16 protein-coding genes and 1 pseudogene are annotated in these 14,762 nt (G+C 58.9%); 8 read left to right on the plus strand and 9 right to left on the minus strand.

What is annotated here, in order from left to right; translation table 11 throughout:
* The first annotated feature begins 42 nt into the window (after nt 1-42).
* The gene (locus AD665_RS12930; protein WP_024779499.1) at nt 43-825 is read left to right on the plus strand and encodes a PhzF family phenazine biosynthesis protein; all 783 of its coding nucleotides are present in this window, start codon (nt 43-45) and stop codon (nt 823-825) included.
* 116 nt (nt 826-941) lie between these two features.
* On the opposite strand, the gene AD665_RS12935 is transcribed toward AD665_RS12930, so the two are convergent.
* From AD665_RS12935 to AD665_RS27385, 3 genes are all read right to left on the minus strand, one after another.
* Nucleotides 942-2,051, minus strand: a complete 1,110-nt coding sequence (locus AD665_RS12935; protein WP_024779500.1) for an ABC transporter ATP-binding protein — start codon at nt 2,049-2,051, stop codon at nt 942-944.
* Nucleotides 2,048-2,968 carry an ornithine carbamoyltransferase gene (gene argF / locus AD665_RS12940; RefSeq protein WP_024779501.1) on the minus strand — a complete coding sequence of 307 codons (921 nt, stop codon included), beginning with the start codon at nt 2,966-2,968 and terminating at the stop codon, nt 2,048-2,050. Before argF ends, AD665_RS12935 begins: the two co-directional genes overlap by 4 nt.
* Before the next feature lie 199 nt (nt 2,969-3,167).
* A complete protein-coding gene (locus AD665_RS27385) occupies nt 3,168-3,311 on the minus strand; it encodes a hypothetical protein (protein ID WP_155254752.1) in 144 nt (47 codons plus the stop codon).
* A gap of 92 nt (nt 3,312-3,403) precedes the next feature.
* On the opposite strand from AD665_RS27385, the gene AD665_RS12945 reads away from it, so the two are divergent.
* The 3 genes from AD665_RS12945 to grxD all read left to right on the plus strand — a co-directional run bounded on the left by AD665_RS12945 (nt 3,404) and on the right by grxD (nt 6,369).
* Complete coding sequence (locus AD665_RS12945; protein WP_024779502.1) at nt 3,404-3,688, plus strand: hypothetical protein; 285 nt, start codon at nt 3,404-3,406, stop codon at nt 3,686-3,688.
* Between the two features lie 131 nt (nt 3,689-3,819).
* Nucleotides 3,820-5,928 carry a molybdopterin oxidoreductase family protein gene (locus tag AD665_RS12950; RefSeq protein ID WP_053192361.1) on the plus strand — a complete coding sequence of 703 codons (2,109 nt, stop codon included), beginning with the start codon at nt 3,820-3,822 and terminating at the stop codon, nt 5,926-5,928.
* 99 nt (nt 5,929-6,027) lie between these two features.
* The gene (gene grxD / locus AD665_RS12955) at nt 6,028-6,369 is read left to right on the plus strand and encodes a Grx4 family monothiol glutaredoxin (RefSeq protein WP_024779504.1); all 342 of its coding nucleotides are present in this window, start codon (nt 6,028-6,030) and stop codon (nt 6,367-6,369) included.
* A 223-nt stretch (nt 6,370-6,592) separates the two neighbouring features.
* Here grxD and bfr read toward each other — a convergent pair whose 3' ends face one another.
* Nucleotides 6,593-7,066 carry a bacterioferritin gene (gene bfr, locus AD665_RS12960; RefSeq protein WP_024779505.1) on the minus strand — a complete coding sequence of 158 codons (474 nt, stop codon included), beginning with the start codon at nt 7,064-7,066 and terminating at the stop codon, nt 6,593-6,595.
* 200 nt (nt 7,067-7,266) lie between these two features.
* Complete coding sequence (locus tag AD665_RS12965; RefSeq protein ID WP_024779506.1) at nt 7,267-7,485, minus strand: bacterioferritin-associated ferredoxin; 219 nt, start codon at nt 7,483-7,485, stop codon at nt 7,267-7,269.
* A 297-nt stretch (nt 7,486-7,782) separates the two neighbouring features.
* Here AD665_RS12965 and AD665_RS12970 point away from each other — a divergent pair, with 297 nt between their 5' ends.
* Nucleotides 7,783-8,385: a peroxiredoxin gene (locus AD665_RS12970; protein ID WP_024779507.1), complete on the plus strand. Its 603-nt coding sequence runs from the start codon at nt 7,783-7,785 to the stop codon at nt 8,383-8,385.
* Nucleotides 8,386-8,518: 133 nt separating this feature from the next.
* On the opposite strand, the gene rnt is transcribed toward AD665_RS12970, so the two are convergent.
* Nucleotides 8,519-9,196: a ribonuclease T gene (rnt, locus tag AD665_RS12975; protein ID WP_024779508.1), complete on the minus strand. Its 678-nt coding sequence runs from the start codon at nt 9,194-9,196 to the stop codon at nt 8,519-8,521.
* Nucleotides 9,193-10,239: a dihydroorotase gene (pyrC, locus tag AD665_RS12980; protein WP_024779509.1), complete on the minus strand. Its 1,047-nt coding sequence runs from the start codon at nt 10,237-10,239 to the stop codon at nt 9,193-9,195. The genes rnt and pyrC overlap by 4 nt, the downstream gene beginning before the upstream one ends.
* A 191-nt stretch (nt 10,240-10,430) precedes the next feature.
* Between pyrC and AD665_RS12985 the strand changes: the two genes are divergently transcribed.
* Together AD665_RS12985 and AD665_RS12990 are read left to right on the plus strand one after the other, a co-directional pair.
* Entirely contained in the window at nt 10,431-11,396 is a 966-nt protein-coding gene (locus AD665_RS12985) for a flagellar protein MotY (protein ID WP_053192363.1), read from the plus strand.
* A 124-nt stretch (nt 11,397-11,520) separates the two neighbouring features.
* Nucleotides 11,521-12,738 carry an argininosuccinate synthase gene (locus AD665_RS12990; protein ID WP_024779511.1) on the plus strand — a complete coding sequence of 406 codons (1,218 nt, stop codon included), beginning with the start codon at nt 11,521-11,523 and terminating at the stop codon, nt 12,736-12,738.
* Between the two features lie 332 nt (nt 12,739-13,070).
* Here AD665_RS12990 and AD665_RS27590 read toward each other — a convergent pair.
* Nucleotides 13,071-13,292 (minus strand): annotated as a pseudogene (locus tag AD665_RS27590) (hypothetical protein); the annotation flags it as partial.
* A 511-nt stretch (nt 13,293-13,803) separates the two neighbouring features.
* On the opposite strand from AD665_RS27590, the gene AD665_RS13000 reads away from it, so the two are divergent.
* The gene (locus tag AD665_RS13000; protein ID WP_024779512.1) at nt 13,804-14,430 is read left to right on the plus strand and encodes a response regulator transcription factor; all 627 of its coding nucleotides are present in this window, start codon (nt 13,804-13,806) and stop codon (nt 14,428-14,430) included.
* Between the two features lie 54 nt (nt 14,431-14,484).
* Here AD665_RS13000 and AD665_RS13005 read toward each other — a convergent pair whose 3' ends face one another.
* Nucleotides 14,485-14,664, minus strand: coding sequence for a PA3496 family putative envelope integrity protein (locus AD665_RS13005; RefSeq protein WP_024779513.1), 180 nt, complete (start codon nt 14,662-14,664; stop codon nt 14,485-14,487).
* Between the last annotated feature and the right edge of the window lie 98 nt (nt 14,665-14,762).

The following is a 14,762-nucleotide window of genomic DNA, read 5'->3' on the forward strand; positions in this document are numbered from 1 at the left end:
TCATGCTCAAGCTTCAACAAGGATCCTTACAAGGAGAAGGCCATGCAGCTCGCGTTTCATCAAGTCGATGCGTTCAGCGACCGACCGTTTGGCGGTAATCCGGCGATAGTCTATCGGCTTGATGCCTGGCTGGCCGATGACTTGATGCAGAAGATTGCAGCCGAACATAACCTGGCTGAAACCGCTTTCCTGGTGCGCGAAGGTCAGTATTGGCACATCCGTTGGTTCACCCCCACCACCGAAGTCCCGTTGTGCGGACACGCCACGCTGGCAAGCGCTCATGTGCTGTTCGAGGTCTATCATGAGACTGCCCAGCGGCTGGACTTCATCTGCAAATCCGGCCCCTTGAGCGTCAGTCGCGAAGGTAACCGGTTGTGGCTGGATTTTCCGGCCATGGTACCCAGCGAACTGGGCGCCTCCCTGGCCGTGCAGAGTGCCCTGGGTGTCGAGGCGGTGGACGTTCTGGCATCCAGTGTGCTGCTGGTGGTGCTGGAGTCGGAGCAAGCAGTGCTCGATTGCAAGCCGGACATGGCGGCCCTGGCCAAACTGCCGTGGCCCGGCGCTATCGTGACCGCGCCGGGTAGCCGGCATGACTTTGTCTCGCGTTACTTTGCGCCAGCGATTGGTATCAACGAGGATCCGGTGACCGGATCGACCCATTGCAGCCTGGTTCCGTACTGGTCCAAACGCCTGAGCAAGCTGGGGTTGACGGCTTATCAGTGCTCGACCAGGGGAGGGGCACTGTTCTGTCGGCTGGAGGGGGAGCGGGTGAAGATTGGTGGGGATGCGATGTTGGTGGCCAGTGGGACGTTGTTGCTGGGCTGATCTGGATTGAGTACAGCCGGGAGAGCCTGGCCGGCTGTCAGGCCGCTATCGCGAGCAGGCTCGCTCCCACAATCAAGAACCAGAGCGCAATGGGGGGAAATATTTTGCCCCAAGGCTCAATGAGCCGCGCTGTACCGCCGCACTCCGCTTTCCACCGGGGGTATGTGCGCGGCCGTGCTTCCCGAGGCCTGGAACAGCACCAGGTGTTCAGCCGAAACGCGGATACCGACAGTGGCGCCGACCTGATGATCGGCATGGCTCGGGAAGATCGACTCCAGCTGCGCCCCCGTTGGCAATTGAAGGCGGTACAAGGTCGAAGCACCCAGGAACGTTTTGCCGACAATTTGAGCGGTGAGAGGGCTGTCCGGTGCGTAGACGATATCGTCAGGCCGCAACAGCACATCCACCGCGCCGCCGACGGGCCAGGTATAAGCCCGGTTGCCGCGCAGGATTCCCAGCTCGGTCTGCACCGACTCCGGGCTTTCGAGCCGGCCACGGATGAAATAGCCCTGGCCGATGAAACTGGCGACGAAGGGCGTCAGCGGTTCGTGGTACAGGTTGTAGGGTGTGTCCCACTGTTCCAGCCGACCGTCCTTGAACACGCCGACATGGTCGCTCACGGCGAAGGCTTCTTCCTGGTCATGGGTGACCAGAATTGCACTGGTGCCGCGCGCCTTGAGGATGTCCCGCACCTCATGACTGAGCTTGCGACGCAGCTCTCCGTCGAGGTTGGAGAACGGTTCGTCGAGCAACAGCAGTTGGGGCTCCGGTGCCAGTGCACGGGCCAGTGCCACACGCTGTTGCTGGCCGCCGGACAGTTCGTGGGGAAAGCGTTTGCCCAGGTTCTTCAGGTTGACCAGCTCCAGCATTTCCTCCACCACGCGATCCTTGTCCGGATGCTTGCGGATGCCGAAGGCGATGTTCTCGGCCACACTCAGGTGGGGAAACAGCGCGTAGTCCTGGAATACCATGCCGATACGGCGTTTTTCCGGGGCCAAGGTGAAGCCGGCGCGGGAAAGGGTTTCCCCGGCCAGCTGGATTTCACCTTCGTATACCGGCTCGAAGCCGGCAATGGCCCGCAGTGTCGTGGTTTTGCCGCACCCGGATGAGCCGAGCAGGCAGCCGATATCGCCGGCATTGAGGTGCAGGTTGAGATTCTGCACCACCCGCTGGTCCAAGTAACCACAAGCCAGGTTGTGCAGACTCAACAGCAGGGAATGACTCATGCGTGGTGATACGCCGGCTCGACAAGGAACTCGAGCAGGGCCTTCTGCGCATGGAGACGATTCTCGGCCTGATCCCAGGCGACCGAGCGCGGGTCGTCCAGCAGGTCGAAGCTGATCTCCTCGCCACGGTGGGCCGGCAGGCAATGCATGAACAGCACGTCGGCATCCGCCAGGTCGAGCAGGGCCCGGTTGACCTGAAGCGGTGCGAACAGCTTGAGGCGCTTGGCCGTTTCCTCTTCCTGGCCCATGGAGGTCCAGACGTCCGTGCTCACCAGATGCGCGCCGGCCACGGCCAGCTTCGGATCGCGGACGATGGCCACCCGGTCTCCGGCCTTGGCGACCAGTTCGGCGTTGGGGTCGTAGCCCTCGGGGCAGGCGATGCGCAACTGGAAGTCGAATTGCATCGCAGCTTCTATATAGCTGTTGCACATGTTGTTGCCGTCGCCGATCCAGGCCACGGTCTTGCCCTGTATCGAGCCACGGTGTTCAAGGAACGTCTGCATGTCGGCCAGCAACTGGCAGGGGTGCAGGTCATCGGACAGGCCATTGATCACCGGCACACGGGAGTGGGCGGCGAATTCGGTCAGGGTGCTGTGGGCAAAGGTACGGATCATCATCACGTCGAGCATGCTTGACATGACGATGGCGCAGTCAGCGATTGGTTCGCCTCGGCCCAGCTGGGTGTCGCGGGGCGATAGGAAGATCGCCTGGCCGCCGAGCTGGATCATGCCGGCTTCGAACGAAATACGGGTACGGGTCGATGATTTCTCGAAAATCATTCCCAGTACGCGGTTCTTCAGGGGCTCGAACAGTACGCCGCGGTTACGCAGGTCTTTGAGCTCCACGCCTCGACGGATCACGCCGAGCAACTCATCGGGCGTGAGATCCATCAGGGAGAGAAAGTGCCTTGCGCTCATGATTGACTACCTTTTTGTAACGGACCGCAGATGCTCAAAGCCTTGTTTAAGGAAAAACGGGCGAGACCTGCGGCAAAAGCCGCACGGGGCGACGAAAATAGGGGAAGGCGCGATATTGACATTAAATGTCGCGTCTTACCAATAGGGCTACGGTGTTTGGGGATTTCAGCGGGGTCATCACTAGCGGTCTGAACTTGAATCAGCCACGCAGGCCACTAGGCTGGATGACATGTTTGAAGCCGGTTTCCTGACAGCAGCGACCCATTTGTACACTGGCGTTGCGCAGCTTGGCAACCAGCCAGGACGGGCCTGGCATTGCAGTGGTCGGTTTGTAACTTGTCATTTCATGATTCGCCTGTCTGTTGACGAGTGTGAAGCATTTCCTAATGCAAGGGGCTGGGTTATAAATGAATCCCTAGACGCAGGAGCCTCGAAATGGATTCGAAAGAGCAACAACTGATGGAGCTGCTGGGGCTGACGGCACGCTCCCTGACTCACCTCACCGCTTCGGTGACGTCCATGTCATTCGAGTTGTTGCGCAGCGACGATGAAGTCATCAAGGCGGCCGGTCGCCGAATGATCGATCGCATGGCCACCATCAGCGGCGGGCTCGATGAGCATTGGCGATTGATCGGTGAATTGACGGGCACGCCCATCGCTCAGGAACAGGTGCAAACCGTCGAAGAGATCCAGCTGTTGGCGCCCCCTCCCGAGCAGTGATGCCACTTCATCGGTACGCCTGATGCCCGGCAATTCACAGGACGAACCTCGCTGGCAAAGACGTGGATCACACGCCATAGTTTTGTTCCCGCGGCCGAAAGTGCCCGCCACGAATAAAACAGAGACTGGCCATGACCAAGACTCTTCATCACCGTGCGTGCCATCTGTGTGAAGCCATCTGTGGCTTGACCCTGGAAACCACCGAAACCGAAGGCCAGGGCCTGGCGATCACCTCGATCAAGGGCGATCCGTTGGACAGCTTCAGCCGTGGCCACATCTGCCCCAAGGCGGTGGCCCTGCAGGATATCCAGAACGACCCGGATCGCTTGCGTCAACCCATGCAGCGAATTGGCAGCGAATGGCAGCCCATCGCCTGGGATGAAGCGTTCGCATTGGTCGCTGAACGCCTGGCGGCCATTCAGGAGCGCCACGGCCAGAATGCGGTGGCGGTCTATCAGGGCAACCCCAGCGTGCATAACTATGGGCTGACGACCCACAGCAACTATTTCCTGGGCTTGCTGAAGACCCGTAGCCGTTTCTCGGCGACGTCGGTGGACCAGTTGCCCCATCACCTGACCAGCCACCTGATGTACGGCCACGGCTTGCTGTTGCCGATACCGGACATCGACCACACCGACTTCATGTTGATCCTGGGCGGCAACCCGTTGGCGTCCAATGGCAGCATCATGACCGTGCCGGACGTCGAAAAGCGCCTCAAGGCGATACAGGCCCGCGGCGGCAAAGTAGTGGTGGTCGATCCGCGTCGCAGCGAAACGGCGGCCATGGCAAGCCAGCATCTCTTCGTGCGTCCCGGTGGTGACGCCGCGCTGCTGTTCGGCCTGCTCAACACGTTGTTCAGTGAAGGCCTGACCCGTGACAGTCACCTGCCGGTGGATGGCCTTGAGGACGTGCGCCAGGCTGTCGCAACCTTCACCGCCGAGGCGATGAGCCCGCTCTGTGGGGTGCCTGCCTTGCAGATTCGTCAGTTGGCGCGGGACTTCGCGGCCGCATCGTCGGCAGTCTGCTATGGACGGATGGGGGTATCGACCCAGGCTTTCGGCACGCTGTGCCATTGGCTGATCCAAGTAATCAACCTCATGACCGGCAACCTGGACCGGGTTGGCGGGGCGTTGTGCACCGAACCGGCGGTGGATCTGGTCGCCAGTACCTCGGGCGGGCATTTCAACCGCTGGCAAAGCCGTGTATCCGGGCGGCCCGAGTACGCCGGCGAACTGCCGGTGTCGACCCTGGCCGAGGAAATGCTCACCGAGGGCGAAGGCCAGATCCGGGCATTGGTCACCGTGGCCGGCAATCCGGTGCTGTCGACGCCCAACGGACGGCAATTGGAGCAGGCACTGGATGGGCTGGAGTTCATGGTCAGCGTCGATCTGTATATCAATGAAACCACACGCTACGCCGACCTGATCCTGCCCTCGACCTCCGCCCTGGAAAATGACCATTACGACACCACGTTCAACCTGTTCGCGGTGCGCAACGTAACCCGTTTCAACCGGGCCATCCTGCCCAAGCCCGAGGGCGCACTGCACGATTGGGAGATTTTCGTCGGCCTGGCCAAGGCCTTCGCCGCGAGGACCGGCAAGGAGCTCAAGCCGACCATGCCACCTGCGCAGATGATCGACGTTGGCTTGCGGGCGGGCGCTTACGGGGATGCCTCGCCGCACAAGCTGTCCCTGGCGACGCTGTTTGACCATCCCCATGGCCTCGACCTGGGAGCGCTCAAGCCTAACCTGGCACCGCGGCTGAAGACCGAAAACCAAAGGATACAAGCCGCCCCCGCGGTGATTCTCGCCGACATCGGGCGTTTCTCCACGTCGCCTGCACCCAAGTCGGATGAGCTGCTGATGATTGGCCGTCGGCATGTGCGCAGTAACAATTCCTGGATGCATAACTTCCATCGACTGGTGAAGGGCAAGCCGCGTCACCAATTGCTGATGCACCCGGATGACCTGGCCAGTCGTGGCCTGAGCGATGGGCAACGAGTAAAGGTCAGTTCACGGGTGGGGGTGATCGAAGTCGAAGTGCAGGGCAGCCCGGACATGATGAAAGGCGTGGTCAGCCTGCCCCACGGTTGGGGGCATGCCCGGCCGGGTGTGCAGATGGGCATTGCCAGCGAACAGCCGGGCTCCAGCGCCAATGACCTGACCGATGAGCGGCAGCTGGACGAGTTGTCCGGCAATGCGGCGCTCAATGGCGTGCCGGTGACGGTGGCGGCTGCGTGAATTTGTCTCTGGAGGAGACCGAGCACCTTGCTCGGCTTTCCGTTACAATGCGCCACCGTGTCGACGACTTGAGTCGCGAAGTTTAAGCCGAGGTGCTCCATGGATATCATCGAAACGATCAAAGACCAGATTGCCAACAACACCGTCCTGCTCTACATGAAAGGCTCGCCGAATGCGCCGCAGTGCGGTTTCTCGGCCAAGGCCGCTCAGGCGGTGATGGCATGTGGCGAGAAGTTCGCCTACGTGGACATCCTGCAGAACCCGGAAATCCGTGCCAACCTGCCGAAGTACGCCAACTGGCCAACCTTCCCGCAACTGTGGGTGGGTGGTGAGCTGATCGGTGGTAGCGACATCATGACCGAGATGGCCGCTGACGGCTCGCTGCAAACCACGATCAAGAATGCCGTCGTAAAAGCGGCAGAGAGCAAGACCGAAGCCTGATCCTCATGTTCGCCACACACGCTGTGGTTGAACAGGGATCTTGTGGGAGCGAGCCTGCTCGCGATTGCGGCGGGTCAGATACAGTGATGGCGGCTGATACACCGCAATCGCGAGCAGGCTCGCTCCCACAGTAGATATTCGGTGCTGCCTGGGTCGCCAGGCAATAAAAAGCCCCGCCTCTCGTCAGAGGGCGGGGCTTTTTAGTGGCTCCTCTTCGGCGAAATTATTCTTCGCCCATCTGCGATTGCAGGTAGTTCTCGAGACCGACTTTGTCGATCAGGCCCAGTTGGGTTTCCAGCCAGTCGATGTGCTCTTCCTCGGACTCGAGGATGTCTTCCAGCAGTTCACGGCTGCCGAAGTCGCCAACGCTTTCGCAGTGGGCAATGGCGGCCTTCAGATCGGTGTGGCCGGTGCGTTCGATACGCAGGTCGCACTCGAGCATTTCCCGGGTGTGTTCGCCGATGTGCAGTTTGCCCAGGTCCTGGACGTTCGGCAGGCCTTCGAGGAACAGGATGCGCTTGATCAGTTTATCCGCGTGTTTCATCTCGTCGATGGACTCGTGGTACTCGTGCTTGCCCAGCTTGTTCAGGCCCCAGTCTTCGTACATGCGTGCGTGCAGGAAGTACTGGTTGATTGCGACCAGTTCATTGGCGAGGATCTTGTTGAGATGCTGGATGACTGTAACGTCGCCTTTCATGGTGAGGCCTGCCCTGTAGTAGCTGTATATGGGGCAGAGTTTGAGCCGCGTACTGACGGGTGTCAAACCTAAGTTATTGAATAATAAATGAAAATTAATCGGAATAAGAATGTTTGTGTTCCGCGTCTTGAAGCTAAGCAATTGATTTACAGGCATAAAAAAACCGGACACTGAGTCCGGTTCTTTTGAAAAGCTGGTTATTAAGCGGCGCTGAATTCCACGGGGAAGGGGATCGACGCCTGGGCCGTTTGCGCTTTGGCGAGGGTTTCACGCACCACTTCCTTGGCCAGGCAGGCGCATTTGCCGCATTGGCTGGCTACGCCGGTAGCCTGGCGGACTTCACGATAGCTGCAGCAACCTTCATAGATCGCTTCGCGGATTTGCCCGTCAGTGACGCCAGTGCAGAGGCATACATACATAAGTGAGAACCGTCGCTGGTTGTGACTCAATTGAGACAGATCTTAATGTTAACGAGAATGATTGTCAAAGTGGTTTCTGAAGTGTCTGGGCTGGAGCAGCCTCGGGCTGACGAACGGTTTTTTAGTGGCACTCTGGCGATTTTTCGATAACGCCAAAAAACCGTTGAGGACAGCCCAAATGCCCGGTGTATGATGGTCGGTCCTTGCGAAGCGGGTTCGTGTCACAGGGTTGTCGCCGGAGGGTGACAGGCTGACGCGAATCTTAGTTTTTCACGTTATTACACCAGGAGATATCCAATGAGCGTACTCGTAGGCAAGCAAGCCCCTGACTTCACCGTTCCTGCCGTTCTTGGCAACGGCGAAATCGTCGACAGCTTCACCCTGTCCTCGGCCATCAAAGGCAAATACGGCCTGGTGTTCTTCTATCCGCTGGACTTCACCTTCGTCTGCCCGTCCGAGCTGATCGCTCTGGACCACCGCATGGACGACTTCAAGGCTCGTAACGTTGAAGTGGTTGCCGTTTCCATCGACTCCCACTTCACCCACAACGCCTGGCGCAACACGCCGATCAACAATGGCGGTATCGGCCAGGTGAAATACACCATGGCTGCCGACATGAAGCACGAAATCGCCAAAGCCTATGACGTCGAGTCCGAAGGCGGCGTGGCATTCCGTGGTGCATTCCTGATCGACGACAAAGGCGTGGTCCGTTCGCAGATCGTCAACGACCTGCCACTGGGTCGTAACATGGAAGAGCTGATCCGCCTGGTCGACGCCCTGCAATTCCACGAAGAGCACGGCGAAGTCTGCCCTGCCAACTGGAAAAAAGGCGACAAGGGTATGACCGCCTCGCCTGAAGGCGTTGCCGCTTACCTGGGCGAGCACAGCGACAAACTGTAAGCGAACTAGGCATAAAAAAACCGGCTCTCGATGGGCCGGTTTTTTTATGGGCGTTTCAAACTGAAACGCAGTACTTGTGGTGAGGGGATAAATCCCCTCGCCACAGATACATCCCTCGCCACAGGGGCCTATTTCAATCGTCGAAATCCTGCCAGCCACCCATCTCCTTCCAGCGATTGACGATCCCGCAAAACAGCTCGGCGGTCTTCTCGGTGTCGTAGCGGGCCGAGTGGGCTTCGCGGCCGTCGAAGTCGATGTCGGCAGCCTGGCAGGCCTTGGCCAGCACGGTCTGGCCATACGCAAGGCCGGCCAGGGTTGCGGTATCGAAGCTGGAGAACGGGTGGAACGGGTTGCGCTTCATGTCCAGGCGCGCGACGGCCGCGTTGAGGAAACCGAGGTCGAAGCTGCTGTTATGGCCGACCAGGATTGCGCGTTTGCAACCGTTGGCCTTCAGCGCCTTGCGCACGCCGCGGAAGATATCGGTCAGAGCCGTTTCTTCGCTGACGGCCATGCGCAATGGGTGATCGAGTTTGATCCCGGTAAATTCCAGGGCCGCGGCTTCGATGTTGGCGCCTTCGAAGGGTTCTACGCGAAAGAAATAGGTGTGGTCGGGGAACACAAAGCCTTTTTCGTCCATGCCGATGGTGGTCGCGGCAATTTCCAGCAACGCATCGGTGGCAGAGTTGAAACCGCCAGTCTCTACGTCGACCACGACCGGCAGGTAACCGCGGAACCGCGCAGCCATGGGGTGGCGAGGGCCGCTTGAACCGCCGTTGCCGTCCAGTTCGTCATCGAAATGTTCTTCACTCACGCGCTTTCCTCCAGCAGGCGCCAGCGCAGTTTTTCACCGGCGCGCAGCGGGATGACAGTCTGCTCGCCGAAGGGCAGGCTGGCGGGGGCGGTCCATTCGTCGCGGACCAGGGTAATACGATCGGTGTTCACCGGCAGGCCATAGAAGCGTGGGCCATGGAGGCTGGCGAAGCCTTCGAGCTTGTCCAGCGCATTGCGTTGTTCGAATGCCTCGGCGTACATCTCGATGGCGGCATAGGCGGTATAGCAACCGGCGCAACCGCAGGCTACTTCCTTGGCATGGCGGGCGTGGGGCGCCGAGTCCGTGCCGAGGAAAAACTTGGCGCTGCCGCTGGTGGCGGCGTCGAGCAGGGCTTCCTGGTGTGTGTTGCGCTTGAGGATCGGCAGGCAATAGAAATGCGGCCGGATCCCGCCCACCAGCATGTGGTTGCGGTTGTACAGCAGGTGATGCGCGGTGATGGTTGCGCCAACGTTGGCCGGGGCCTCGTTGACGAACTGCACGGCGTCGCCGGTGGTGATGTGTTCGAACACGACCTTGAGTGTCGGGAAGCGCTCCACGACGCGGCGCATGTGCTCGTCGATGAAGATCTTCTCGCGGTCGAATACGTCGACGTCGCCGCGGGTGACTTCACCGTGGATCAGCAAGGGCATGCCGACTTCGGCCATGGCCTCAAGCGCCGGAAATATCTTGTCGATGCTGGTGACACCGGAGTCCGAGTTCGTCGTGGCGCCGGCAGGGTACAGCTTGGCGGCATGGACGAAGCCGCTGGCCTTGGCATCGCGGATTTCTTCGGGCTGGGTACGGTCGGTGAGGTACAGCACCATCAGCGGTTCGAAGCGGCTGCCGGCCGGGCGGGCGGCAAGGATACGCTGGCGATAGCCGTCGGCCTCGCTGGCGTTGCGCACCGGGGGAACCAGGTTAGGCATGATGATTGCGCGCCCGAAGGTGCGCGCGACATCGGCGACGGTATGGGTCAACACAGCACCATCGCGAAGATGAATATGCCAGTCGTCGGGACGCAGCAGGGTCAGGCGGTCGGACATTGGGGGGCTTCCAGGCGGGTCAAACTCTGGGGAATGCTACCGGAAAAGACCGATACAGGCACCCGCTATCAAGTTTTGCCGCAAGTTACCGATAGCCCCTTCAGGTATGAACCGAATCCGTGCAGTGTCTCGGGCCGGCGTCATACTCTCAGCGAGTATCGAATTTCGTATAAAAGCCAGTGGAGCCTCCCGTGCGCCAGCGTTATCTAGCCTTGCTCAGTGTGTTTGCCAGCCTTCCTGCCATGGCGCTCACTTTCCAGACCCGTCTGGAGAGCATTGAGTGGACGGTTGAAGGCGACAAGTTCGAGTGCCGGCTGAGCCAGCCGATCACCGATTTCGGCAGCGGCGAATTCGTGCGTCGGGCGGGCGAGCAGGCCATATTCCGCCTCAAGGCCTATAACCCGATGATGGGGGGCGGGTCGGCTACCCTGCTGGCGGCGGCTGCACCGTGGCAACCGGGGCGGGGCGACATCAACCTGGGATCGGTCAGGATCGGCAGTGGCGATGTGCTGTTCGACAGCTCCCAGATCCAGGCGGGTCGCTTGATCAGCGGTTTGATGGAGGGGCGTAGCCCGGTGGTGCGTCGCAACACCGGGGATGGGCATGTGTCGGAAGTCCGGCTGCTGCCCGTGCACTTCAACAAGGCGTTCAGTGACTACCAGGGCTGCGTGGCGAAATTGTTGCCAAAAAACTTCGAGCAGGTGAAGCAGACCCAGATCGGCTTTCCTGGCGAAGGGACCGACCTCGATGCACGGGCCAAGGCTCAACTGCAGGTGATGCTCGATTTCATCAAGGCTGACCCGAGCGTCAATCACGTCGAACTCGATGGCCATTCCGATAATAGTGGCAACCGGTTGACCAATCGTGAACTGTCGCGCCGCCGAGCGCTGGCGGTCATGGATTTCTTCAAGGCCAATGGCTTCCAGGAGTCGCAGATCACCGTGCGCTTCCATGGCGAGCGTTATCCCCTGGTGCCCAACACCAGCGCCGCCAATCGGGCCAGGAACCGCCGGGTCGTGGTGCAGTTGTCCCGCGTTGCTCCCACCGAAACGCCGGCGCCGCAGCCGGCGGCCCCCGCTGCGGCTCCGGCCAAGGCACCGGCTCCAGCTCCAGCTCCAGGTAAGCCCGCCGCGGCTGCGACCGCACGGACATCCTGAAGCGCTGTCGTCGCGCGGTCGACATAATCTGTCGCTTCGTCGTCATAAGCTGTCGCGCCTCTGTAAATTATCTGCGCCGGACGTTAGACTTCACGGCTTTCCGTACAACCCGTGGAGTGATGGCATGGCGGACGTAAACAAGGTCGTTCTGGCGTATTCCGGCGGCCTGGACACTTCGGTGATCCTCAAGTGGCTGCAGGACACTTATAACTGCGAAGTGGTGACCTTCACCGCTGACCTGGGGCAGGGCGAAGAAGTCGAGCCTGCACGCGCCAAGGCTCAGGCCATGGGCGTCAAAGAGATCTACATCGATGACCTGCGCGAAGAGTTCGTCCGCGACTTCGTGTTTCCGATGTTCCGTGCCAATACCGTTTACGAAGGCGAATACCTGCTCGGTACGTCCATCGCCCGTCCGCTGATTGCCAAGCGCCTGATCGAAATCGCCAACGAAACCGGCGCCGACGCCATTTCCCATGGCGCTACCGGCAAAGGCAACGACCAGGTGCGTTTCGAACTGGGCGCCTATGCCCTCAAGCCCGGCGTGAAAGTCATTGCTCCGTGGCGCGAATGGGACTTGCTGTCCCGCGAAAAACTGATGGATTACGCCGAGAAGCATGCGATCCCGATCGAGCGTCACGGCAAGAAGAAATCCCCGTACTCGATGGATGCCAACCTGCTGCACATCTCCTATGAAGGTGGCGTGCTGGAAGACACCTGGACCGAGCACGAAGAAGACATGTGGCGCTGGACCGTTTCCCCGGAAAAGGCCCCGGATACCCCGCAATACCTGGAGCTGACCTATCGCAACGGCGATATCGTCGCACTGGACGGCGTGGAAATGAGCCCGGCCACCGTGCTGGCGACCCTGAACCGCATTGGTGGCGAACACGGCATCGGTCGCCTGGACATCGTCGAGAACCGTTATGTCGGCATGAAGTCCCGTGGTTGCTATGAAACCCCAGGCGGCACCATCATGCTGCGCGCTCACCGGGCAATCGAATCGATCACGCTGGACCGCGAAGTGGCGCACCTCAAGGACGAGCTGATGCCCAAGTACGCCAGCCTGATCTACACCGGCTACTGGTGGAGCCCTGAGCGCCTGATGCTGCAACAGATGATCGACGCCTCCCAGGTCAATGTGAACGGTGTCGTACGCCTGAAGCTGTACAAGGGCAACGTGATCGTGACCGGACGCAAGTCCGACGATTCGCTGTTCGATGCCAATATCGCGACCTTCGAAGAAGACGGTGGCGCCTACAACCAGGCCGATGCGGCCGGGTTCATCAAGCTCAACGCCTTGCGCATGCGCATTGCGGCGAACAAGGGTCGCAAGCTGTTCTGATCCTGCCGATGTGAAAGCGGCCTGCCTTGAGCAGGCCGTTTTTTTTGCTTTTCCTGCCTGTGCTGCGTTCTGCTGTGGCGCTTTCTCCTGATCTTCATCCGTCCGGCACAACGCCGGTCCTGTCGTTGGTTATACATGACCTACACGACGATCTCTGCGTGCTCCATAGCCTGTTTTGACCCTGTTGCCCGACTGACTTCGATCAGTCGTTCCGAAGGGGAGCACACGAGAAGAATCACACGCTGTGGGTCGTGCTTTGCCCGCTGACGGCGCACCCGCCATTTCTTTATCTTGTAGGGATGACGGAACGCGCGTTTACCGCGGCACGTCGGGTCATCCATGGTCTTGACGAAGTGTTTGTTCTTGCGAAAGTCTGAAGGGGAATACAACGAGCGATAGTTGAAGTTGAGCGTGACGAAAAAAAGAAGCAGGAGATAAAAAGGAAAGCTGATCAGGAACCACAAATAATATTTACGATCCTGATCATCCAGGAACGGCAAGGAAATCGCCGCGGAGGTTTCGGATAAGGTTGCGAATATGGCTATGAGAGTCATGGGGGCTTGCAATGGTTTTCAACGGCTTGTTCATGGTAAACGCTCATGCGTGGTCCAGTTCGATAGTTTAAGTGGGGCAAGGTTTAATGGATTGCAGGGTTCAATGAGTTTGAGTGTATAAGGGGCTGGCTGTCTTGTTGTGATCGCTATTTGAGGGTTCTGTTCTTTTATATGAATTCTGCTGGGGTGGGTGGGAGAAAATGCCATTTATGGATAAATAATTCAGTTACTTTTCATGAGCGGCCGAGTCTCTATGCATATGTACTAAGGACGGTTACACAAGGATAAAGTCGCGCTATTCATAGAGCGGCGGGAGCCATGAAAGCGCAGTCCGCGTTCTGCTGACCCATTCATGGCACATTATTTCCACGGGAATTTGTAGGAATTTTCTGTGTTGCCTGTAGGTTGCGTCTTTCGGTGTGGGCGGCCAGGGGGCGCGGCATGCCAAGGTAGAAATGACTAGGCTATTGTGCCTGCTCTAAAAATTCGAACAGCGAAGTTGGATTTGCCCATGAATAAAGTGCTGATCGTCGATGATCATCCCGTCATTCGTCTTGCTGTACGTTTACTGATGGAGCGTCATGGTTATGAAGTTATTGCCGAAACGGATAACGGCGTCGATGCGTTACAACTTGCCCGGGAACAAGCGCCTGATATTGTCATCCTGGATATTGGAATTCCGAAACTGGATGGGCTGGAGGTCATAGCGCGTCTGACTGCCAACCCCTCGCCGTTGAAAGTGTTGGTACTGACTTCCCAGGCACCCGGGCATTTTTCGATGCGATGCATGCAGACGGGGGCGGCCGGATATGTCTGCAAGCAACAGGATCTCACTGAACTGTTGAGTGCAATAAAAGCAGTCCTCTCCGGCTACAGCTACTTTCCCAACCAGGCGTTGCACACTGTGCGTTCGAGTCTTGGCAATGCCAGCGAATCCGATATGGTGGATCGCTTGTCCGGACGAGAAATGATGGTACTGCAGCAACTGGCTCGCGGAAAAACCAACAAGGAAATTGCGGATGGGATGTTTTTGAGCAACAAGACCGTCAGTACTTACAAGACCCGTTTGTTGTTGAAGCTCAATGCCCGTTCGCTGGTCGACCTGATCGAACTGGCGCAGCGTAACGGGTTGGTGTGAGGTCTCGGTCACGCGTACTCAGTAAAAAGCCTCCACCAGGGAGGCTTTTACGTGTCAGAGGTCAAAATCGTAATCGGCCAGCTGCTTTTGCAGGCGACGCTCTTCCAGCAGGTTGTCGATGGTGCGGCGCTTGCTCAGATTGGTCTTGGGCACTTCCACCACCGGTTCGGTGTCTTCGGTTTCAACAGCGATGAAATCGTCTTCTACATCCAATTGTTCTTTGCCAGTACTCATGGGTTCGACTCCAGGCTAAGACTGCCTTTGGGGCTCCTTATATCGATAAACCACGGGCGGGTAAAAAAGATTTTTTCAATCGATGGATCGATAAAAGC

This window comes from Pseudomonas corrugata, assembly GCF_001269905.1.
Lineage (GTDB): Bacteria > Pseudomonadota > Gammaproteobacteria > Pseudomonadales > Pseudomonadaceae > Aquipseudomonas > Aquipseudomonas corrugata.

What these genes read in the sequence shown, in the direction of transcription:
- argF (WP_024779501.1), bottom strand. Translation starts at nt 2,968, where the DNA reads ATGAGCGCAAGGCACTTTCTCTCCCTGATGGATCTCACGCCCGATGAG.
- AD665_RS13000 (WP_024779512.1), top strand. Translation starts at nt 13,804, where the DNA reads ATGAATAAAGTGCTGATCGTCGATGATCATCCCGTCATTCGTCTTGCT.
- grxD (WP_024779504.1), top strand. Translation starts at nt 6,028, where the DNA reads ATGGATATCATCGAAACGATCAAAGACCAGATTGCCAACAACACCGTC.
- AD665_RS12965 (WP_024779506.1), bottom strand. Translation starts at nt 7,485, where the DNA reads ATGTATGTATGCCTCTGCACTGGCGTCACTGACGGGCAAATCCGCGAA.
- AD665_RS12950 (WP_053192361.1), top strand. Translation starts at nt 3,820, where the DNA reads ATGACCAAGACTCTTCATCACCGTGCGTGCCATCTGTGTGAAGCCATC.
- AD665_RS12945 (WP_024779502.1), top strand. Translation starts at nt 3,404, where the DNA reads ATGGATTCGAAAGAGCAACAACTGATGGAGCTGCTGGGGCTGACGGCA.
- AD665_RS12970 (WP_024779507.1), top strand. Translation starts at nt 7,783, where the DNA reads ATGAGCGTACTCGTAGGCAAGCAAGCCCCTGACTTCACCGTTCCTGCC.
- AD665_RS12990 (WP_024779511.1), top strand. Translation starts at nt 11,521, where the DNA reads ATGGCGGACGTAAACAAGGTCGTTCTGGCGTATTCCGGCGGCCTGGAC.
- pyrC (WP_024779509.1), bottom strand. Translation starts at nt 10,239, where the DNA reads ATGTCCGACCGCCTGACCCTGCTGCGTCCCGACGACTGGCATATTCAT.
- AD665_RS12930 (WP_024779499.1), top strand. Translation starts at nt 43, where the DNA reads ATGCAGCTCGCGTTTCATCAAGTCGATGCGTTCAGCGACCGACCGTTT.
- AD665_RS12935 (WP_024779500.1), bottom strand. Translation starts at nt 2,051, where the DNA reads ATGAGTCATTCCCTGCTGTTGAGTCTGCACAACCTGGCTTGTGGTTAC.
- AD665_RS13005 (WP_024779513.1), bottom strand. Translation starts at nt 14,664, where the DNA reads ATGAGTACTGGCAAAGAACAATTGGATGTAGAAGACGATTTCATCGCT.
- AD665_RS27385 (WP_155254752.1), bottom strand. Translation starts at nt 3,311, where the DNA reads ATGACAAGTTACAAACCGACCACTGCAATGCCAGGCCCGTCCTGGCTG.
- bfr (WP_024779505.1), bottom strand. Translation starts at nt 7,066, where the DNA reads ATGAAAGGCGACGTTACAGTCATCCAGCATCTCAACAAGATCCTCGCC.